Source organism: Burkholderia sp. BCC0044 (assembly GCF_902832955.1).
Taxonomy (GTDB): Bacteria; Pseudomonadota; Gammaproteobacteria; order Burkholderiales; family Burkholderiaceae; genus Burkholderia.
On record NZ_CADFDO010000001.1, the window covers coordinates 1,225,831 to 1,246,040 of the forward strand.

At 68.1% G+C, this 20,210-nt stretch carries 13 protein-coding genes; 8 read left to right on the plus strand and 5 right to left on the minus strand.

Annotated features, from left to right (window positions below; translation table 11 throughout):
* The first annotated feature begins 399 nt into the window (after nt 1–399).
* The 5 genes from HWX14_RS05400 (at nt 400) to HWX14_RS05420 (ending at nt 9,897) form a co-directional block, all read left to right on the plus strand.
* On the plus strand, nt 400–1,224 hold the full coding sequence (locus tag HWX14_RS05400) for an IclR family transcriptional regulator (protein WP_175881850.1): 825 nt from the start codon (nt 400–402) through the stop codon (nt 1,222–1,224).
* Nucleotides 1,225–1,474: 250 nt separating this feature from the next.
* Nucleotides 1,475–2,839 carry an MdtA/MuxA family multidrug efflux RND transporter periplasmic adaptor subunit gene (locus HWX14_RS05405; RefSeq protein ID WP_175881851.1) on the plus strand — a complete coding sequence of 455 codons (1,365 nt, stop codon included), beginning with the start codon at nt 1,475–1,477 and terminating at the stop codon, nt 2,837–2,839.
* Nucleotides 2,840–2,854: 15 nt separating this feature from the next.
* On the plus strand, nt 2,855–5,968 hold the full coding sequence (locus tag HWX14_RS05410) for an MdtB/MuxB family multidrug efflux RND transporter permease subunit (RefSeq protein WP_175881852.1): 3,114 nt from the start codon (nt 2,855–2,857) through the stop codon (nt 5,966–5,968).
* A 104-nt stretch (nt 5,969–6,072) separates the two neighbouring features.
* Nucleotides 6,073–9,381, plus strand: coding sequence for an efflux RND transporter permease subunit (locus HWX14_RS05415; protein WP_175881853.1), 3,309 nt, complete (start codon nt 6,073–6,075; stop codon nt 9,379–9,381).
* A 132-nt stretch (nt 9,382–9,513) separates the two neighbouring features.
* On the plus strand, nt 9,514–9,897 hold the full coding sequence (locus HWX14_RS05420; protein WP_175881854.1) for a VOC family protein: 384 nt from the start codon (nt 9,514–9,516) through the stop codon (nt 9,895–9,897).
* Nucleotides 9,898–9,996: 99 nt separating this feature from the next.
* On the opposite strand, the gene HWX14_RS05425 is transcribed toward HWX14_RS05420, so the two are convergent.
* Nucleotides 9,997–11,448 carry an NYN domain-containing protein gene (locus HWX14_RS05425; RefSeq protein WP_175881855.1) on the minus strand — a complete coding sequence of 484 codons (1,452 nt, stop codon included), beginning with the start codon at nt 11,446–11,448 and terminating at the stop codon, nt 9,997–9,999.
* Between the two features lie 254 nt (nt 11,449–11,702).
* Here HWX14_RS05425 and HWX14_RS05430 point away from each other — a divergent pair, with 254 nt between their 5' ends.
* The gene (locus HWX14_RS05430; protein WP_175881856.1) at nt 11,703–12,332 is read left to right on the plus strand and encodes an SDR family oxidoreductase; all 630 of its coding nucleotides are present in this window, start codon (nt 11,703–11,705) and stop codon (nt 12,330–12,332) included.
* A gap of 85 nt (nt 12,333–12,417) precedes the next feature.
* Here the strand turns inward: HWX14_RS05430 and HWX14_RS05435 are convergent, their stop codons facing one another.
* Nucleotides 12,418–12,966 carry a peroxiredoxin gene (locus tag HWX14_RS05435; RefSeq protein WP_175881857.1) on the minus strand — a complete coding sequence of 183 codons (549 nt, stop codon included), beginning with the start codon at nt 12,964–12,966 and terminating at the stop codon, nt 12,418–12,420.
* 280 nt (nt 12,967–13,246) lie between these two features.
* Between HWX14_RS05435 and cdpA the strand changes: the two genes are divergently transcribed.
* Together cdpA and HWX14_RS05445 are read left to right on the plus strand one after the other, a co-directional pair.
* Entirely contained in the window at nt 13,247–14,989 is a 1,743-nt protein-coding gene (gene cdpA, locus HWX14_RS05440; RefSeq protein WP_208456176.1) for a cyclic di-GMP phosphodiesterase CdpA, read from the plus strand.
* Nucleotides 14,990–15,016: 27 nt separating this feature from the next.
* Nucleotides 15,017–16,528, plus strand: coding sequence for an HDOD domain-containing protein (locus HWX14_RS05445; RefSeq protein ID WP_175881859.1), 1,512 nt, complete (start codon nt 15,017–15,019; stop codon nt 16,526–16,528).
* A 147-nt stretch (nt 16,529–16,675) separates the two neighbouring features.
* Here the strand turns inward: HWX14_RS05445 and HWX14_RS05450 are convergent, their stop codons facing one another.
* From HWX14_RS05450 to astB, 3 genes are all read right to left on the minus strand, one after another.
* A complete protein-coding gene (locus HWX14_RS05450) occupies nt 16,676–17,470 on the minus strand; it encodes an ABC transporter substrate-binding protein (RefSeq protein WP_175881860.1) in 795 nt (264 codons plus the stop codon).
* A gap of 354 nt (nt 17,471–17,824) precedes the next feature.
* Nucleotides 17,825–18,853 carry a succinylglutamate desuccinylase gene (astE, locus tag HWX14_RS05455; protein ID WP_175882351.1) on the minus strand — a complete coding sequence of 343 codons (1,029 nt, stop codon included), beginning with the start codon at nt 18,851–18,853 and terminating at the stop codon, nt 17,825–17,827.
* A gap of 7 nt (nt 18,854–18,860) precedes the next feature.
* Complete coding sequence (astB, locus tag HWX14_RS05460) at nt 18,861–20,201, minus strand: N-succinylarginine dihydrolase (protein ID WP_175881861.1); 1,341 nt, start codon at nt 20,199–20,201, stop codon at nt 18,861–18,863.
* Nucleotides 20,202–20,210 lie beyond the last annotated feature (9 nt).

The window sequence follows — 20,210 nt, forward strand, 5'->3', positions numbered from 1 at the left end:
GGGGGATAATACGGGCCTGACGCGTCCGGGCGGACGGTCGGAAAGACAGGCAAAAAAAAGCGCCACGGAGACCGTGGCGCTAAAAAAGTTCTAGCCATTCCGAGGGCCGTGCTAGAACCTGAGAGACTGCGCGAAACATCGTTGCCGGTTAAACTCTTGAAACGATGTTTCGAAAACGTGAGACATTCTTTCCGTTTCCGCCCGACAAGTCAAGCGGTATTTGCACCGGTTCATGCACTTTCCGGCAACACTCATTTGAGCGTTTTCCTAATAAACCAAGGGTGAACCCGTAAAATCTCATCCAATGACCGGTTCGCCTGCGGAACGTGCATCCTTTGGCAATAGTCCTACAATACCAACAAAATTGAAATCGAGTTTCGGAATTAGAGAGAATCCCTCGTGTCGACAACTGTAACCTCTCCCGCGTCGCGGGACCGTGAATCGTCGCCCGACGAGATCACCGCCCTCGCCCGCGGTCTCGCCGTGCTACGCCGCATCGCGGCGGCCGACGCCCCCGTCAGCAACCGCGAACTGACCGAATTGACCGGCATCCCGAAGCCGACCGTCTCGCGCATCACCGCGACGCTCGTCAGCGCCGGCTTCCTGTTCCAGTTGCCCGACAGCGAGCGCTTCGTGCTCACCGCGTCGGTGCTCGAACTGAGCCACGGCTTCCTGCGCAACTTCGACATCCGCGCGCGTTCGCGGCCGTTCATGATCGAGCTGGCCGAACGCACGTCGCTGTCCGTGCACCTCGCGGTGCGCGACCGGCTCGACATGGTCGCGATCGACGTGATCCGCCCGCGCTCGGCCGTGCTGGTCACGCGCCTCGAGATCGGCTCGCGGATGGACATCGCGCGTACGGCCGTGGGCCGCGCGTATCTCGCCGCGCTCGAGGACGACGAGCGCCGCCAGCTGCTCGAGTCGCTGCGCACCACGGCCGGCGACGACTGGCCGCACGTGTCCGCCCGCCTGACGCCCGCGCTCGACGAAGCGATGCGCGACGGCCACGCGATCGCGATCGGCGAATGGCGCGAAGGGCTGAATGCGGTCGCGGCCGGTTTCGTCGGCCCGTCCGGTCAACGCTATTCGGTGAATTGCGGCGGCGCGGCGCACCAGTGTCCGCCGGAATGGCTGCAGGAACACGTGGTGCCCGCGCTGCAGGAATGCATCGCGAAAATCACGCGCGAAATCGGCGGCGCGCCGGCCCGGCGCATCGGCCTGTAATCGTTTCGTCACCGAGCCGTCGCGTTCTGTAACGACCGTAACCCGTTGAAAGATAGACCGCTGGACTGTAACGGGGACGGCACGTAGGATCATGCCCATCGTCGCGCCGCACTCGCGGTGCACACTGCTCTTTTCCCGCGCGGATCGGCGGGGCCCCGGACCGAGCCGGGCCGCCCCGTCCCGTCACCCGCAAGCCCACGCCGAGCAGCCCGGTTTCCGGCCCGCCGCGCCGTCTTCCTGACAGAACACGATGGATAACGAACAAAAGCCCACGCCCCCTTCGAAAGACCCCGCACCCGCCGTCGCCCGGCGACCGCGCCGCACGCTGCTGATCGGCACCGCCGCGGTCGTCGTCATCGGCGGCCTGTTGTGGTGGCACCCGTGGAACCGCACGCCGGCGGCAGGCAGCACGGCGAAAAGCGCGGGCGCCAGCGCCGCCGCGGGCGGCCATCGCGGCCGAGGCGGCCCCGCTGCAATGGCGAACGTTCCGCAGCCCGTGCAGGTCGCCACCGCGACGCAGGGCGAGATGCCGATCGTGCTGTCCGCGCTCGGCACCGTCACGCCGCTCGCGAACGTGACGGTGAAGACGCAGTTGTCCGGCTACCTGCAGTCGGTGTCGTTCCAGGAAGGCCAGATCGTCAAGAAGGGCGACGTGCTCGCGCAGATCGACCCGCGCCCGTACCAGGTCGCGCTCGATAACGCCGAAGGCACGCACGCGCGCGACGCGGCGCTGCTCGCGACCGCCCGCCTCGACCTGAAGCGCTATCAGACGCTGCTGTCGCAGGACTCGATCGCGTCGCAAACCGTCGATACGCAGGCGTCGCTCGTCAAGCAGTACGAAGGCGCGGTGAAGACCGACCAGGCCGCGATCGATTCCGCGAAACTCAATCTCACGTATGCGCGCATCACGGCGCCGGTCTCGGGCCGCGTCGGCCTGCGCCAGGTCGACCCCGGCAACTACGTGACGCCGGGCGATACCAACGGCATCGTCGTGATCACGCAGTTGCAGCCGATGAGCGTGATCTTCACGACGTCGGAAGACAACCTGCCGCAGATCCTCAAGCAGGTGAACGCGGGCCAGAAGCTGTCGGTGACCGCCTACAACCGCAACAACACGGTGCCGCTCGAGACCGGCTCGCTCGCGACGCTCGACAATCAGATCGACACGAGCACCGGCACGGTCAAGCTGCGCGCGAACTTCGATAACAAGGCAGGCATGCTGTTCCCGAATCAGTTCGTGAACACGCGGCTGCTCGTCGACGTGATGCGCAACGCGACGATCGTGCCGACCTCCGCCGTGCTGACGGGCTCGATCGGCCAGTTCGTCTATGTCGTGAAACCCGACAACACGGTGACGGTGCGCAAGGTCACGATCGGCCCGGTCGACGGCGAACGCACGAGCATCGTCAGCGGCGTGGCGCTGGGCGAACGCGTGGTGACCGACGGCTCGGACCGCCTGCGCGAAGGCGCGAAGATCTCGATTCCGGCCGACAAGCCGAAAGGCGCGTCGGGCGTGCACGGCGCCGGGGCGGCGTCGGGCGCCTCGGGTGCCGGCGGCCATCGCGGCGGACACAAGCACGGCGCGTCGCAGGCCGCGGCCCCCGCGGCCCAGTAACGCGCGGGCCGCTCGATGAATCCATCCCGCCTCTTCATTCTCCGGCCGGTCGGCACCGCTCTCCTGATGGCGGCGATCATGCTGGCCGGCCTCGTCGCGCTGCGCTTCCTGCCGCTCGCCGCGCTGCCCGAGGTCGACTACCCGACGATCCAGGTCCAGACCTTCTACCCGGGCGCGAGCCCGGAAGTGATGACGTCGTCGGTCACCGCGCCGCTCGAACGCCAGTTCGGGCAGATGCCGTCGCTGAACCAGATGTCGTCGCAAAGCTCGGCCGGCGCGTCGGTGATCACGCTGCAGTTCTCGCTCGACCTGCCGCTCGACATCGCCGAACAGGAAGTGCAGGCCGCGATCAACGCGGCCGGCAACCTGCTGCCGTCCGACCTGCCGGCCCCGCCGATCTACGCGAAGGTGAACCCGGCCGACGCGCCGGTGCTGACGCTCGCCGTCAAGTCGAAGACGCTGCCGCTCACGCAGGTGCAGGATCTCGCCGACACGCGCCTCGCGATGAAGATCTCGCAGATCGCCGGCGTCGGCCTCGTCAGCCTGTCGGGCGGCAACCGGCCGGCCGTGCGGATCCAGGCGAACCCGACCGCGCTCGCGCAGTACGGGATGAACCTCGACGACCTGCGCACGACGATCTCGAACCTGAACGTCAACACGCCGAAGGGTAACTTCGACGGCCCGACGCGCGCGTACACGATCAACGCGAACGACCAGCTGACGAGCGCCGACCAGTACAACAGCGCGGTCGTCGCGTACAAGAACGGCCGCCCGGTGATGCTGACCGACGTCGCGACGGTCGTCGCCGGCTCGGAGAACACCAAGCTCGGCGCGTGGGTGAATGCGGACCCTGCGATCATCCTGAACGTGCAGCGCCAGCCGGGCGCGAACGTGATCGCGACCGTCGACGCGATCAAGGCGCAGTTGCCGAAGCTGCAGGAAACGCTGCCGGCCGCGCTCGACGTCGAGATCGTCACCGATCGCACGACGATGATCCGCGCGGCCGTGCGCGACGTGCAGTTCGAGCTGCTGCTCGCGGTCGCGCTCGTCGTGCTGGTGATGTACCTGTTCCTCGCGAACGTCTACGCGACGATCATCCCGAGCCTGTCGGTGCCGCTGTCGCTGATCGGCACGCTCGCGGTGATGTACATGGCCGGCTTCTCGCTGAACAACCTGTCGCTGATGGCGCTCACCATCGCGACCGGCTTCGTCGTCGACGATGCGATCGTGATGATCGAGAACATCGCGCGCTACGTCGAGGAAGGCGAGACGGGCCTCGAGGCCGCGCTGAAGGGCTCGCGGCAGATCGGCTTCACGATCATCTCGCTGACGGTGTCGCTGATCGCGGTGCTGATCCCGCTGCTGTTCATGGGTGACGTGGTCGGGCGCCTCTTCCACGAATTCGCGATCACGCTCGCGGTGACGATCGTGATCTCGGCGATCGTGTCGCTCACGCTCGTGCCGATGCTGTGCGCGAAGCTGCTGCGCCATTCGCCGCCGCCCGAGAGCCATCGCTTCGAGGCGCGCGTGCACCGCGCGATCGACTGGGTGATCGCGCGCTACGCGGTCGCGCTCGAATGGGTGCTGAACCGCCAGCGCTCGACGCTCGTCGTCGCGCTGCTGACGCTCGGGCTGACCGCCCTGCTCTATGTGTACGTGCCGAAGGGCTTCTTCCCCGCGCAGGACACCGGCGTGATCCAGGCGATCACGCAGGCGCCGCAGTCGATCTCGTACGGCGCGATGGCCGAACGCCAGCAGGCGCTCGCGGCCGAGATCCTGAAGGACCCGAACGTCGACAGCCTCACGTCGTTCATCGGCGTCGACGGCAGCAACATCACGCTGAACAGCGGGCGGATGCTGATCAACCTGAAGGCACGCGACGAACGCACCGAAACCGCCGCGCAGATCATCCGCGACCTGCAGCGGCGCGTCGCGAACATCACCGGCATTTCGCTGTTCATGCAGCCGGTGCAGGACCTGACGATCGACTCGACGGTCAGCCCGACGCAGTACCAGTTCATGCTGACGAGCCCGAACTCGGAAGAATTCACGACCTGGGTGCCGAAACTCGTCGCGCGGCTGCAGCAGGAGCCGTCGCTCGCCGACGTCGCGACCGACCTGCAGAGCAACGGCCAGTCGGTATACATCGAGATCGACCGCGCGAGCGCCGCGCGCTTCGGCATCACGCCGGCGACCGTCGACAACGCGCTGTACGACGCGTTCGGCCAGCGCATCGTGTCGACGATCTTCACGCAGTCGAACCAGTACCGCGTGATTCTCGAATCGGAGCCGAAGGAGCAGCACTACGCGCAATCGCTGAACGACATCTACCTGCCGTCGGCCGGCGGCGGCCAGGTGCCGCTGACGTCGATCGCGTCGTTCCACGAGCGGCCGTCGCCGCTGCTGGTCGCGCACCTGTCGCAGTTCCCGTCGACGACGATCTCGTTCAACCTCGCGCCGGGCGCGTCGCTCGGCGAGGCCGTCAAGGCGATCGGGGCCGCCGAGAAGGACATCGGCCTGCCCGGCTCGTTCCAGACGCGTTTCCAGGGCGCGGCGCTCGCGTTCCAGGCGTCGCTGTCGAACCAGTTGTTCCTGATCCTCGCGGCGGTCGTCACGATGTACATCGTGCTCGGCGTGCTGTACGAGAGCTACATTCACCCGATCACGATCCTGTCGACGCTGCCGTCGGCCGGCGTCGGCGCGCTGCTCGCGCTGATGATCACCGGGCACGATCTCGACATCATCGGGATCATCGGCATCGTGCTGCTGATCGGCATCGTGAAGAAGAACGCGATCATGATGATCGACTTCGCGCTCGAGGCCGAACGCGTCGAAGGCAAGCCGCCGCGCGAGGCGATCTACCAGGCGTGCCTGCTGCGCTTCCGGCCGATCCTGATGACGACGCTCGCCGCGCTGCTCGGCGCGGTGCCGCTGATCGTCGGCTCCGGCGCGGGCTCCGAGTTGCGCCAGCCGCTCGGGATCGCGATCGCCGGCGGCCTGATCGTGTCGCAGGTGCTGACGCTGTTCACGACGCCCGTGATCTACCTCGGCTTCGACTCGCTCGCGCGCCGCGTGCGCGGCTGGTTCGAACGCCACGGCCCCCAAGCCGGCACGCGCACGGATGCGTAAATGAAACGACCCCCACGCTCACTTCGTTCGCGTGGGGGGGCGCAGCCCCCCCATCTCCCGAAAACGCATCCGTCGGAACACGCGGCGGCCCAGCGAGTGCCGACATGAACCTGTCGCGCCCCTTCATCACCCGCCCCGTCGCGACGACGCTGCTCGCGCTCGGCGTCGCGCTCGCGGGCCTGTTCGCGTTCATCAAGCTGCCGGTGTCGCCGCTGCCGCAGGTCGACTTCCCGACGATCTCGGTGCAGGCGTCGCTGCCGGGCGCGAGCCCGGAAACGGTCGCGACCAGCGTGACGAGCCCGCTGGAGCGGCATCTCGGGTCGATCGCGGACGTCTCCGAAATGACGTCGACGAGCACGGTCGGCAATGCGCGGATCATCCTGCAGTTCGGCCTGAACCGCGACATCGACGGCGCCGCGCGCGACGTGCAGGCCGCGATCAACGCGGCGCGCGCCGACCTGCCCGCCGCGCTGAAGAGCAACCCGACCTACCGCAAGGTCAACCCGGCCGATTCGCCGATCATGGTCGTCGCGCTGACCTCGGAAACGGCGTCGCCGGCCAAGGTGTACGACGCCGCGTCGACGGTGCTGCAGCAGTCGCTGTCGCAGATCGACGGGATCGGCCAGGTCAGCGTGAGCGGCTCGGCGAACCCGGCCGTGCGCGTCGAGCTCGAACCGCAGTCGCTGTTCCACTACGGGATCGGCCTCGAGGACGTGCGCGCGGCGCTGGCTTCCGCGAACGCGAACGCGCCGAAGGGCGCGATCGAGTTCGGCCCGCAGCGCTTCCAGCTCTACACGAACGACCAGGCGTCCCAGGCGTCGCAATACCGCGACCTCGTCGTCGCGTACCGCAACGGCTCGGCCGTGCGGCTGTCCGACCTGTCCGACGTCGTCGATTCGGTGGAAGACCTGCGCAACCTCGGTTTGTCGAACGGCAAGCGCGCGGTGCTCGTGATCCTCTACCGCTCGCCCGGCGCGAACATCATCGAGACGCTCGACCGCGTGCGCGCGGCGCTGCCGCAGCTCACCGCGTCGCTGCCCGCCGACATCACGGTCACGCCGGTGCTCGACCGCTCGACCACCATCCGCGCGTCGCTGAAGGACACCGAGCACACGCTGCTGATCGCGATCAGCCTCGTCGTGATGGTCGTGTTCCTGTTCCTGCGCAACTGGCGCGCGACGCTGATCCCGAGCGTCGCGGTGCCGATCTCGATCGTCGGCACGTTCGGCGCGATGTACCTGCTCGGCTTCTCGATCGACAACCTGTCGCTGATGGCGCTGATCGTCGCGACCGGCTTCGTCGTCGACGATGCGATCGTCGTGCTCGAGAACATCTCGCGGCACATCGAGAACGGCAAGCCGCGGATGCAGGCGGCGTTCGACGGCGCGCGCGAAGTCGGCTTCACGGTGCTGTCGATGAGCATCTCGCTCGTCGCGGTGTTCCTGCCGATCCTGCTGATGGGCGGGATCGTCGGGCGCCTGTTCCGCGAGTTCGCGCTGACGCTGTCGCTCGCGATCGCCGTGTCGCTCGCGGTGTCGCTCACGCTCACGCCGATGATGTGCGCGCGCCTGCTGCCGGAACAACACGATCCGCAAAGCGAGGGCCGCTTCGGGCGCTTCCTCGAACGCGGCTTCGCGCGCATGCAGCGCGGCTACGAGCGCTCGCTGTCGTGGGCGCTGCGCCGGCCGCTGCTGATCCTGCTGACTCTGTTCGCGACGATCGGGCTGAACGTCTACCTGTACGTCGTCGTGCCGAAGGGCTTCTTTCCGCAGCAGGACACCGGGCTGATGATCGGCGGCATCCAGGCCGACCAGTCGACGTCGTTCCAGGCGATGAAGCTGAAGTTCTCCGAGATGATGCGGATCGTGCAGGGCAACCCGAACGTGAAGAGCGTCGCGGGCTTCACCGGCGGCACGCAGACCAACTCCGGCTTCATGTTCGTCACGCTGAAGGACCGCGCCGAGCGCACGTTGTCGGCCGACCAGGTGATCCAGCAGCTGCGCCCGCGGCTGGCGGACGTGGCGGGCGCGCGCACGTTCCTGCAGGCGGCGCAGGACATCCGCGTCGGCGGCCGGCAGAGCAACGCGCAGTACCAGTTCACGCTGCTAGGCGATTCGAGCGCCGACCTGTACAAGTGGGGGCCGATCTTGACCGAGGCGCTGCAGAAGCGCCCCGAGCTGACCGACGTGAACTCCGACCAGCAGCAAGGCGGCCTCGAGGCGATGGTGACGATCGACCGCGCGACGGCCGCGCGGTTCGGCATCAAGCCCGCGCAGATCGACAACACGCTGTACGACGCGTTCGGCCAGCGCCAGGTCTCGACGATCTACAACCCGCTGAACCAGTACCACGTCGTGATGGAAGTCGCGCCGAAGTACTGGCAGAGCCCGGAGATGCTGAACCAGGTGTGGATCAGCACGTCGGGCGGCAGCGCGAACGGCTCGCAGACCACCAACGCGGCCGCGGGCACCTTCGTCGCGACGTCGGCCGGCACGTCGAGCGCCGGCACGGCCGCGCAGAGCGCCGCGGCGATCGCGTCCGATTCCGCGCGCAACCAGGCGCTCAACTCGATCGCGGCGAGCGGCAAGTCGAGCGCGTCGTCGGGCGCGTCGGTGTCGACGTCGAAGTCGACGATGATCCCGCTGTCGGCGATCGCGACGTTCGGGCCGAGCACGACGCCGCTGTCGGTCAACCACCAGGGGCTGTTCGTCGCGACGACGATCTCGTTCAACCTGCCGCCGGGCGTGTCGCTGTCGCAGGCGACCCAGATCATCTATCAGACGATGGCGCAGATCGGCGTCCCGCCGACGATCGTCGGCAGCTTCCAGGGCACCGCGCAGGCGTTCCAGCAGTCGATGAACGATCAGCCGATCCTGATCCTCGCCGCGCTGCTGGCCGTCTACATCGTGCTCGGGATCCTGTACGAGAGCTACATCCACCCGATCACGATCCTGTCGACGCTGCCGTCGGCCGGCGTCGGCGCGCTGCTCGCGCTGCTGCTGTTCAAGACCGAGTTCAGCATCATCGCGCTGATCGGCGTGATCCTGCTGATCGGCATCGTGAAGAAGAACGCGATCATGATGGTCGACTTCGCGATCGACCAGACGCGCAACAACGGGAAGTCGTCGTTCGACGCGATCCACGAGGCGTGCCTGCTGCGCTTCCGCCCGATCATGATGACGACGATGGCCGCGCTGCTCGGCGCGCTGCCGCTCGCGTTCGGCAGCGGCGACGGCGCCGAGCTGCGCGCGCCGCTCGGGATCGCGATCGCCGGCGGCCTGATCATGTCGCAGGTGCTGACGCTCTATACGACGCCGGTCGTCTACCTGTACATGGACCGGTTCCGCATATGGGCCGAGAAGCGCCGCAACCGTCGCGGCAATACCGGCGGGCCGGCGGTCGCCGGCGAGTGACGAAAGCGGCTGCCCTTCGGGCGGCCGTCTTTTGCGGTTGATTGGCGGGGTAGGTTGTCGGGCTTGTTTGCCGGCCGCAATCGGCTATCGTGTGCTCATGTCCACCGCCGCCCCGCTGCACGGGAACCCGCCATGAACGTCCAGCTCAACCACACGATCGTCTGGTGCCGCGACAAGCATGCGTCGAGCCGCTTCCTCACCGAACTGCTGGAATTGCCGCCGCCGACGCCGTTCGGCGCGATGCTGGTCGTCGCGCTCGACAACGGCGTGTCGCTCGATTTTTACGAACAGGCGGGAGAAATCAGGTCGCAGCATTACGCGTTCCTGACCGACGAAGCCGGTTTCGATCGCGTGCTCGCGCGCATTCGCGAACGCGGGCTGCCGCACTGGGCCGATCCGGCGAAGCGGCAGGCCGGCGACATCTACCGCCACAACGGCGGACGCGGCGTGTACTTCGACGATCCGGACGGTCACTTCCTCGAAGTGATGACGCAGCCGTACGTGCTGAACGGCTAGCGCGGCAGGCCGGCGTGGCGCCGGCCCGGTGTGCGCGGCGCGGGTGTCGCCCGGTTACGGACGAGACCCGGCCGACTGCCCGACTGCCGCGGGCTGCCGTTACTCGGCGCCAGCCGTCGTCTTGCGCGGACGACGCGCACGCGGCGCCGCCTTGCGGGCCGGTTTCTTCGGCTTGGCGGCGGCCGGTGCTTCGGTAGCGCCTTCGACCGGTGCTACATCGTGCGACGAGTGCCCAGACTCTTCCCGAGCGTCAGAAGCGCTGGGCGCCGCCGCGTGCCGCTCGCCGTGCCCGGCGTCGTGGTGCGGTTCGTCCGCATGCCGGCCGGGCGCGTGCGCTTCGCCACCGTGCGTCGCGTCGCCCTGCGCGGCGGCGTCCGGCTTGGCCGCTGCGTGGCGACCGGCGCCCTTCGCGGCCGCGGCCTTCTTCGCGCCGGTCTTCTTGGCCGTGCTCTTGCGCGCGCGCTTGCGGCCATCCTTCGCGTCGCCGTGCGTGTCGGCCACCTCGGGCGTGTCGAGCGTCTCGGCCGGCGCCGCGTCGGCGAACTCGGCAAGCTCCGCGTCTTCCGCGTCGACCTGCATGCGTTCGTGAACGACCGCTTCCGCGCGCTGCCCGCGACGGCGCGCCTCGCGGCCGGCCGGCACCGGCTCCGCCGCGCGCGTGCCGTGGTGGCCGCCGTGGTGCGCCGCGCCGCCTTCACCACCCGTCGCAACGTGCTCGGCCGCGGCCGACTGGCGGGCCCGCGACACGAACGCGCCCGACTTGTCGTCGCGCCCCACTTCGAGCAGGCCACGCGCCTGCGCCTCGTCGAGCAGGTTGCCGAACGCGCGGAACCCGTAGTACGACTCGTTGAAATCCGGCTTGCGGCGCTTGATCGCGCTCTTGAGCACCGACGCCCAGATCTTGCCGACGTCGTCGCGCTCCGACGCGAGCGCGTCGAACGTCTCGACCGCCAGCGCGATCGCCTCGGCCTTGCGCGCATCCATGTCGTGCTTGCGCGACGGCTCGTCGGGCCGCTTCGCGCCGCCGTTGCCCGCACGCTGCTGCTGTTCGCGCTTCGCGAGCGCACGCTGCTGCTCGCGCACCAGATCGTCGTAGAAGATGAATTCGTCGCAGTTCGCGACCAGCAGGTCCGACGTCGATTTCTTCACGCCGACGCCGATCACCTTCTTCGCGTTCTCGCGCAGCTTCGACACGAGCGGCGAAAAATCCGAATCGCCGCTGATGATCACGAACGTATCGACGTGCGACTTCGTGTAGCAGAGGTCGAGCGCGTCGACGACGAGCCGGATGTCGGCCGAGTTCTTGCCCGACTGGCGCACGTGCGGAATCTCGATCAGCTCGAAGCTCGCCTCGTGCATCGACGCCTTGAAGCCCTTGTAGCGATCCCAGTCGCAATAGGCCTTCTTCACGACGATGCTGCCTTTGAGCAGCAGGCGCTCCAGCACGGGCTTGATGTCGAATTTCTCGTACTTCGCATCGCGCACGCCGAGCGCGACGTTCTCGAAGTCGCAGAACACGGCCATGCTGACGTTGTCCAGGGGTAATGCCATGTGTACTCCAACCGGTGGGCCGACGCGTGATGCACACGTAGCGGCGAAAAATGCATCGCGCACATGATAGCCGGTCGGCGCGTCATTCCCGCATCCATGTGAATGAATGAACGCCGGTACGCTCGTGCGGGTACGCCCGCTGCCGGTACGCCCCTTATTACGCACCCGCCGTCGGGCCAATTCGACATTACACTTGAGTTATCGGTCGTCCGTCCCTATCTGGACGGATGACGCATCGAGCAAGGAGCGGTTTCATGACGACGAAGGTACTGCTGATTGGCGCGACCGGCCGGACGGGCCAGGCCTGCGCGGATCTGCTGCTCAAGCAGCCGGAGTTCGAGGTCACGGCGCTCGTGCGCCGGCACGGCTATGCGCTGGCGGGCGCACGGGTCGTCGAGGCCGATCTGACGAACGATTTCTCGCACGCGTTCCAGGGCATCACGCACGTGATCTACACGGCCGGCTCGGCCGAATCGGACGGCGCGACCGAAGAGGAGCAGGTCGACCGCGACGCGGTCGCCCGCGCGGCCGACTACGCGCTCGCCTACAACGCGCAGAAGCTCGTGGTGGTCAGCTCGCTGTCCGCCTACCGGCCCGAGCACGGGCCGGACGCGCTGCACCACTATTCGCAGATGAAGCGCGAAGGCGACGATCGCGTGATCGCGTCGGGCGTCGACTACGTGATCCTGCGCCCGGGCCCGCTGACGGACGATCCGGGCGTCGGCAAGATCGCGCTGACCGACAGGTGGCTCGATCCCGCGCCGCCCGTATCGCGCCAGGACGTTGCATGGGCCGCGATCGAGGCGATCAAGCTCGGCATCTCGCGCAAGGTGGTCGGCTTCGTCGGCGGCAGCGTGCCGATCGAGCAGGCGCTGCGCGCGTAACGGCCCGTCGCGCGCCGCCGGGCGGGCGGCGCCTGCCCGTGCCCGCGGCCCGCACGACGGGCCGTTTTCACGCGTGGGCCGCCGCTTACTGCTTCGGATGCGCGTCGGCCCACGCCTTCACGGCGGCGAGCGTGTTCTCGACGTGCTTGTCGGGCGACAGGCTCGTGTATTCGTAGAGAACCTTCCCTTCCGGCGAAATCACGTAGGACACGCGGTTCGCCCGGTCGAGCGCCGGCAGCTTCGCGTCGTATTCGCGGATGATCTTCGCGTCCGGGTCGGCCGCCACCGGGAACTTGCTGCGGCACTCGCTCACCGAGAACTTCGTCAGCGTGTCGATGTTGTCGGCCGACACGCCGATCACCGTCGCGCCGTAAGCCTTGTAACGGTCGACCGCGTCCGCGAACGCATGCGCCTCGATCGTGCAGCCCTTCGTGAACGCCGCCGGATAGAAATACAGCACGACCGGCCCCTGCTTCAGCGCGTCCGCGAGCGAGTACGTGTAAGTCTTGCCGCCCAGCGACGCCTGCGTGGTGAAATCGGGCGCCGCGGCGCCCGGCTTCAGTTCCGCCTGCGCCACCAGCGCATGGCCGGCCACCAGCGCCGCGATGGCGCCCAGCAACAGTTTTCGCTTCATCTGCGTCCTCATTTCTTATAAAGTCAGCCTCGATGTAGGCCATTGCGGACGTTCGCCTGCCGAACGCCCGCGCCGATGATCCGGGCCCGCGGCAGCGCCGCCCGCGGCCGGTCCGTTAAAGATTCCGCACAGTCTGCCGTTATTCCTTCCGGACAACCGGTTCCAGCCCTTCACGTCAGCGAGAAACATGGAAGCCAACAGGAAACAGACGTCACGCAAGGGCTCCTGGCGCAGCGCCTTGCATACGCTGCGCCGCTTCGCTCGGTCGGGCGGCGCGCTGATGCCCGCGCGCGCCGTCGCGCCGCGCCGCGACGATTCCGTGCGCAACTGGCTGGAACAGACGGTCGGCACGGTGGATTTCCTCGCCCATGTCGACCGCGAGCTGCGCTTTCTGTACGTGTCCGACGCGAGCCTGCGCTTCATCGGCTACCACCGCGACTACCTGCATACGCTCACCTTGCGCGACCTGATCGCCGAACAGGATACCCCGGCGCTCGAAGGCCTGCTTGCACGCGCCGCCCGTTCCGGCCAGGTCGAAAAGGCGACGATGTGCATCGTCAAGTCGCTCACCTACCCGCTGGACGTCGAGGTCCGCGCGTTCAAGAGCCGCCACCACGGCGTCGACGGCTTCGCGATCGCGGCGTTCGACGTGTCGTCGTGGCGCGCGCTCGAGGCCCGCCTGACGTACGAAATGCACCACGACCCGATGACGGGGCTCGACAACCTGTCCGCGCTCGTGCCGGCGCTGATGCGCGCGCAGCAGACCGCCGACGAGCACGGCACCTGCGCGGCGCTGCTGCTGCTCGACCTCGACGACTACCAGCGGATCAACCGCGCGCTCGGCTACGACGCCGGCGACATGCTGCTGCGCGAGACCGCGCAGCGGCTGAAGGCGCTCGTCGCGCCGGACGAGCAGCTCGCGCGCGTCGCGAGCGACAAGTTCGCGGTCGTGCTGGGTGCGGCGGACCGCACGCAGGCGAGCCATGCCGCCGATGCGCTCGCGCGCCGGCTGCAGGCCGCGGTGCGCGAACCCTACGTGTTCCAGGGGCAGACCGTGCACCTGTCCGCGAGCATCGGCATCGCGCTCTACCCCGACGAACGTGCCGCGCCGCATCGGGCGCAGCATCACAGCCCGCTGCTGCGCCGCGCCGACCACGCGCTCGCGCAGGCGAAGACGTCGGGCGGCAACGCGCTCGCGTTCCACGCGCCCGTCGACGATCCGGCCGACGCCGAACGGCTCAAGCTCGAAGCCGACCTGTACGACGGCGTGCGCAACGGCGAGTTTTCGCTGCATTTCCAGCCGATCACACGCAGCCAGTCGGGCGCGGTGGTCGGCGTCGAGGCGCTGATCCGCTGGCGCCATCCGGTGCACGGCCTCGTGCCGCCGGCCACCTTCATCCCGCTCGCCGAATCGATCGGCCTGATCAACTACCTCGGCAACTGGGTGCTCAAGGCCGCGTGCATGCAGCTCGTCGCGTGGGACGGCCAGGGGCTCGCGCTGCAATACGTCGCGGTCAACGTGTCGCCGCAGCAGTTCCGCGACCCGCGCTTCACGCAGAGCGTGCGCGACGCGATCGCGCTGACCGGCATCGACCCGCGCCGCATCGTGCTCGAAATCACCGAAAGCCTGCTGATGCACGATCCCGCGCACGCGAAAGTGCTGCTCGAGGAGCTGACCGGCCTCGGCATCCGCTTCGCGATCGACGATTTCGGCACCGGCTATTCGAGCCTCGCCTATCTGCAGCGCTTCCCGCTCGCGAAGCTGAAGATCGACCGCAGTTTCGTCGAGAATCTGCTGACGTCGCGCAACGACCGCGCGATCGTGTCGGCGGTGGTCGGCCTCGCGCAAACCCTGGATCTCGAGCTCGTCGCCGAAGGCGTCGAGACCGAGGCGCAGCGCGAGCTGCTGACGGAGATGGGCTGCAATCACATCCAGGGCTGGCTCGTCTGCCAGGCGCTGCCGTCCGAGGAGCTCGCGCGGCGCTTCGAGGCGCAGCAGCTGCACCTGCACGCCGCCGCCTGACGCGCGCGGCGAACCGAACAGATTCGTATGTCAACCACCGAATACCTGCCCCGCACCGCGCTGCTCGACAAGCTGTGGGCCCGGATGAACGAACGGGGCGATTTCCCGCTGCTGTCGGAATCGCTGCGCGCGACGATGGCCGCGATGAAGAACGACGACCTCGACTTCACCGCGCTCGTGCGCGTCGTGCTGTCGGACTTCGCGCTCACGCAGAAAGTGCTGCGGCTCGCGAACTCCGCGATGTACATGGCGTTCGGCGGCAACATCACGACCGTGACCCGCGCACTGATGGTGCTCGGCATGGACGCCGTCGGCCATCTCGTGGTCGGGCTCAAGCTCGTCGATCACTTCCATCAGAGCACGCCGCGGCGCATCGACGCGAAGCTGGAGCTGAATCGTGCGCTGCTGTCCGGCTGCGTCGCGCGCAAGCTCACCGAGCACGCCGAACTGCGCGGGGGCGAGGAAGCCGTCGTCTGCACGCTGATGCGCCAGGTCGGCAAGCTGCTGGTGGTCTGCTATCTCGACAGCGAATGGGACCGCATCCGCCGCCGCGCGGCCGAGCTGAACGGCGACGAAGTGGCCGCCTGTGTCGACGTACTTGGCGTCGGCTTCGACGAGATCGGCCTCGAAGCGGCCGCGCGCTGGCGGCTGCCCGACGTGATCCGCGCGGGCATGGCCGACGACGATCGCGCCAGCCGCGCCGACGCGTTCGACGACGAAGACGGCGACGCCCGCCACGCGGGCCCGGCCGGCGACGACGGCTCGGCCCACCGCATCCGCTGGCTGCGCGCGGTGAGCCGCTGTTCGACCGACGTCGCCGGCGCGCTCGTCATGCCCGCCAGCCCGCAGCGCGACGCGCGCATCGGGGCGCTCGCGCAGCACTACAGCGCCGAGCTCGGCATGGAATCCGACGCGCTCGTCGAGATCGCCGAGCGGCTCGCGCGCGAGGAAGCGAGCGACACCGTGATGCGCGAGATCGTCGAGCTGCGCGCGAACGCCGACGCGATCGCGCGCGCGCAGGCCGAGCCCGAGGCATGCCTCGAAGCCGGCCTCGCGGACCTGCGCGCGCTGCCGTCCGAACACGTGCTGACGCCGGTGCTCGCGCTCGCGTCGGAAAGCCTGCTGGCCGGCCTCGCGTTCACGCGCACCGTGATGTTCGTGCGTCACGACGACGGCACGTTCGCCGCGCGCCTGGGTTTCGGCCCAGGCGTCGATACGGCGCTCGGCCGGCTGCGCTTCGACGAACGCTTCGAGCCGGACGTGTTTCATCTCGCGATCTCGAACTCGGTCGGCATCTTCATCGAGCAGGCGCAGGAGCCGAAGATGATGAAGCGCCTGCCCGCGTGGTATCTCGACGCGTTCGACGACACGCGCGCGTTCGTGCTGCTGCCCGTGCGCGTCGGCGCGACGAGCGTCGCGCTGCTGTACGGCGACTGGGCCGGCGCGCAACCCGCGCGCAAGATCTCGCAGCAGGAGATGGCGGTACTCAACGAACTCGCGCGTGAACTGGGGCGGTTCTTCGCCGCGCAGCCCGGCTGACGGCCGGCGCGCATCCGGCGTTTTCGTCCCTCCAAAAGCAAACCGGCCGCATCATGCAAAACACCCCAAAGGTTGGATCTCGTCCAACTTTTGGGGTGCAGTTCAATCAGCGGCCGTTTTTTTACAGCGTGCGCCCGAACGAAGCGCTTACTTGAGCGTCACGGGCACGCTGAAGTACTTCTTCGCGAGGGTGTCGATCGTGCCGTCGGCCTTCAGGTCCTTCAGCGCCTGATCGAGCGCGGTCTTCAGCGCCGCGTCGTTCTTGCGCAGGCCGAAGCCGACGCCCGAGCCGAGGATCTCGGTATCGCTGACCGTGCCGCCCGCGAACGCGAAGCCCTGGCCTTGCGGCTTCGTCAGGAAGCCCTTCGAGCCGGCTTCCGAATCCTGGAACGTCGCGTCGAGACGGCCCGACTTCAGGTCGGCATAGGCCAGGTCCTGCGTCTGGTACGGCACGACTTCAACGCCGGCCGGCGCCCACTTCTTCTTCGCGTACGCTTCCTGGATCGTGCCCTGCAGCACGCCGACGCGCTTGCCCTTCAGCGATTGCGGGGTCGGCAGCAGGCCGCTGCCCTGCTTCGCGATCAGCTGGTTCGGAATCGTGTAGATCGGATCGGTGAACGCGATCGCGTGCTTGCGCTGGTCGGTGATCGTCATGTCCGAGTTGATCGCGTCGAACTTGCGCGCCTGCAGTGCCGGGATCAGGCCGTCGAAGTCGTTCTCGACCCATACGCACTTCGTCTTCAGCTTCGCGCACACCGCGTTGCCGATGTCGATGTCGAAGCCGGTCAGCTTGCCGTCGGGCGTCTTGTATTCGAACGGTGCGTACGAGGCCTCGACGCCGAACCGGATCTCCTTCAGATCCGCGGCAAACGCGCTGCCTGCCGCCACCGCCGATGCCGCTACCACCGCGTGCGCGGCCACTTTACGCCAATCCAACTTCATCAGGTGTTCTCCTCGATACTCGAATGTTCCGGAACTACGGGCGCATGCATCATTGCAGGGTCGGATGACACCGACAATCTAGATGCCGCGCCTTGATGCGGCGCAACAGCCGCAAGGCCGCGATTGTACCAATCCGCGCGAGCCGATATGGCAAAGCGGCCATGGACGCGCGATGCTGCGCTGCGGGCCCGGCGGCCGCCACGCGACCCGTCGAACTTGCAAGACGGTGTCGCAAATACGCAAGCGCGCCGCACGCGCCGTCTGCGCGGCGGGCGGGCGTCATCGTACAAATGAATGGACTGCGGGACGATGCGCGGGCCGAGCGTCGCCGCGGCCCTTGCACTGACGCATCGATCAGACGAGTGCGGCCAGCGTGTCGCGCGTCGTGTCGATCACGAGCAGGCCCGCGCGCAAACCCGGCTTCACGGTCGGGTTCGGAAACACGATCCGTTCCTCGTCGTGCTTCACCGTGTAGCGGTAGTCGCCGTCCTGCGCGAGCACGGTGCCGCGCGCGAACGCGGTGAAGTTCGCGACGTCGGCCGCGACGAACAGCTCGAGCGCGTCGCTCTGCTTCGTGATCTGGTCGATCACGGTGAACACGCGCGGCAATGATGCGTCGACGTCACGCCGCTCACCCGACACGAGCTTGCGCACCGCGCGGTCGGCGGGCGCGAAGCGCGACAGGTCGTTCTGGCCGAACGGCCGCACCTTGCCGAGTTCCAGCGTGCACGCGAGCGCGCCGCACTGCTCGGCCGTGAAATGCGAATACGTGTTGCCCTTCGCGGTATGCAGCAGCACGGCCGCGATGCGTGCATCGCCGAGCCATTCGACCATCGCGCGCGTGGGCGGCGTGCCCGTGTGCGGCAGCAGCGCGAATTGCTCGAACACCGACGCGCGGATCGCCGTGTGCATGTCGATGTGCCAGCGCGTGCTGCCCGCCGGCGCGGCCGTGAAGAATTCGGCCGCGGCCGTTTCGAGCTGAACCGCGCGCGGCGCTTCGCGGCTCGCGGGCACCTGCGCGTGACGGCCGCTGAACAGGCGATTCAGGTCGTCGTCGAGATAGCGTTCGCCCGCGCGCATCGCCGGCACGTTGCCGAGCACGACGAGCAGCCGGCACGCGAGCGGCAGCGCGCCCGCCGCGAGATCGCGCACGAGCATCGACAGCAGCTCGATCGGCGCCGTCTCGTCGCCGTGCACGCCGGCCGACACGAGCACGCTCGCGCGCGCCGCGGGGTCAGCGGCTGCCGGTTCGAACGCGAGCAGCCCGTCGCCGAGCCATTGCCAGCGCACCGCGCCGCCCGCGCACGCGCCGTCCTTGTCGGCCGGCGCGCCACCGGCCAGCGTGAACGCGAGGAAGTCGTCGAGCAGCGCGGCGGCCGGCATCCGTGCCTCAGCGCTGGAAGTCATACAGCGAACCGACGCGCAGGATCTGCGTGAGTTCGTCGAGCGCCGTGCGCGATTCGTCGAGCAGCTTCGGATCGGCGAGATCTTCCGGTGCGAGGCGATCGCGATAGTGCTTGTCGATCCACGCGTCGAGCGACGCGAACAGCGTGTCGTTGATCCACACGTTCGACGTGACCGCCGCGCGCTCCGCTTCGTTCAGCACGACGCGCAGGCGCAGGCACGCGGGGCCGCCGCCGTTCTTCATGCTTTCGCGCAGGTCGAACACGAGCACGTCGTGAATCGGGCCGTTGCCGGCCGCGAGCTGGTCGAGATAGGCGGCGACCCGCGCGTTCTCGCGGCATTCCTGCGGCACGACGAGCACCTGCGAGCCGTCCGCGCGCGACAGCAGCTGGCTGTTGAACAGGTACGACGTGACCGCATCGTTCACGCTCACCGCTGCGTCCGGCACCTCGATCACGTTCAGGCGCGCACCGCGTGCGTCGAGCGCGGCAGTCAGCGTGTCGTAGATCGCCTGCTTGTTGACGAACGCGCGTTCGTGCGTGAACAGCGTGTCGCGGTTGCCGACCGAGATCACGTCGTTGTGGAACACGCCCGCGTCGATCACGTCCGGATCCTGCTGCGCGTAGAGCGTCGCTTCCTCGGCGAGCCCGTGACGATGCGCGACCGCGCGGCTCGCCTCGAAGGTCTGGCGGGCCGGGAAACGCTTCGGCTCCGGGCCGCGGCGGTATTCGGCGCGGCCGTACACGAAGAATTCGATGCCCGGCTTGCCGTATTCCGCGCAGAAGCGCGTATGGTTCGCCGCGCCTTCGTCGCCGAGCGCCGGCGTGCCCGTCAGCGCTTCATGCACCGCGAAGTGCGTGGGGTCCGCGAACAGCGTCGACAGCGTGCGGCGCGTCGCTTCGTGCTCGATCGCGCGATGCAGCTTGCTGCACAGGTTCGCCGGCGTGAAGTGCACGCGGCCGTCGCTCGTGTCGGCCGACGGGCTGACGGTGGCCGCGTTCGCGGTCCACATCGCCGACGCCGAGCTCGCCGCGGCGAGCAACTCGGGCGCCTGCTTCGCGGCCTTCGCGATCACGTCCGCGTCCTTGCCGGAGAAACCCAGCTCGCGCAGCAGGCGCAGCGACGGCCGCTCCTGCGGCGGCAGCACGCCTTGCGCGAAGCCGAGATCCGCGAGCTGCTTCATCTTGCGCAGCCCCTGCTTCGCGGCCGCCTTCGGGTTCGCGGCCGACTTCTCGTTGTTCAGCGACGCCACGTTGCCGAACGACAGCCCGGCGTAGTTGTGGGTCGGGCCGACGAGTCCGTCGAAATTGGCTTCTTGTGCGTTCATCGTCGCTCC

Excerpts from the sequence above, each read along its gene's own strand:
- HWX14_RS05405 (WP_175881851.1), top strand. The coding sequence starts at position 1,475 with ATGGATAACGAACAAAAGCCCACGCCCCCTTCGAAAGACCCCGCACCC.
- HWX14_RS05410 (WP_175881852.1), top strand. The coding sequence starts at position 2,855 with ATGAATCCATCCCGCCTCTTCATTCTCCGGCCGGTCGGCACCGCTCTC.
- HWX14_RS05415 (WP_175881853.1), top strand. The coding sequence starts at position 6,073 with ATGAACCTGTCGCGCCCCTTCATCACCCGCCCCGTCGCGACGACGCTG.
- HWX14_RS05420 (WP_175881854.1), top strand. The coding sequence starts at position 9,514 with ATGAACGTCCAGCTCAACCACACGATCGTCTGGTGCCGCGACAAGCAT.
- HWX14_RS05425 (WP_175881855.1), bottom strand. The coding sequence starts at position 11,448 with ATGGCATTACCCCTGGACAACGTCAGCATGGCCGTGTTCTGCGACTTC.
- HWX14_RS05430 (WP_175881856.1), top strand. The coding sequence starts at position 11,703 with ATGACGACGAAGGTACTGCTGATTGGCGCGACCGGCCGGACGGGCCAG.
- HWX14_RS05435 (WP_175881857.1), bottom strand. The coding sequence starts at position 12,966 with ATGAAGCGAAAACTGTTGCTGGGCGCCATCGCGGCGCTGGTGGCCGGC.
- cdpA (WP_208456176.1), top strand. The coding sequence starts at position 13,247 with ATGCCCGCGCGCGCCGTCGCGCCGCGCCGCGACGATTCCGTGCGCAAC.
- HWX14_RS05445 (WP_175881859.1), top strand. The coding sequence starts at position 15,017 with ATGTCAACCACCGAATACCTGCCCCGCACCGCGCTGCTCGACAAGCTG.
- HWX14_RS05450 (WP_175881860.1), bottom strand. The coding sequence starts at position 17,470 with ATGAAGTTGGATTGGCGTAAAGTGGCCGCGCACGCGGTGGTAGCGGCA.
- astE (WP_175882351.1), bottom strand. The coding sequence starts at position 18,853 with ATGCCGGCCGCCGCGCTGCTCGACGACTTCCTCGCGTTCACGCTGGCC.
- astB (WP_175881861.1), bottom strand. The coding sequence starts at position 20,201 with ATGAACGCACAAGAAGCCAATTTCGACGGACTCGTCGGCCCGACCCAC.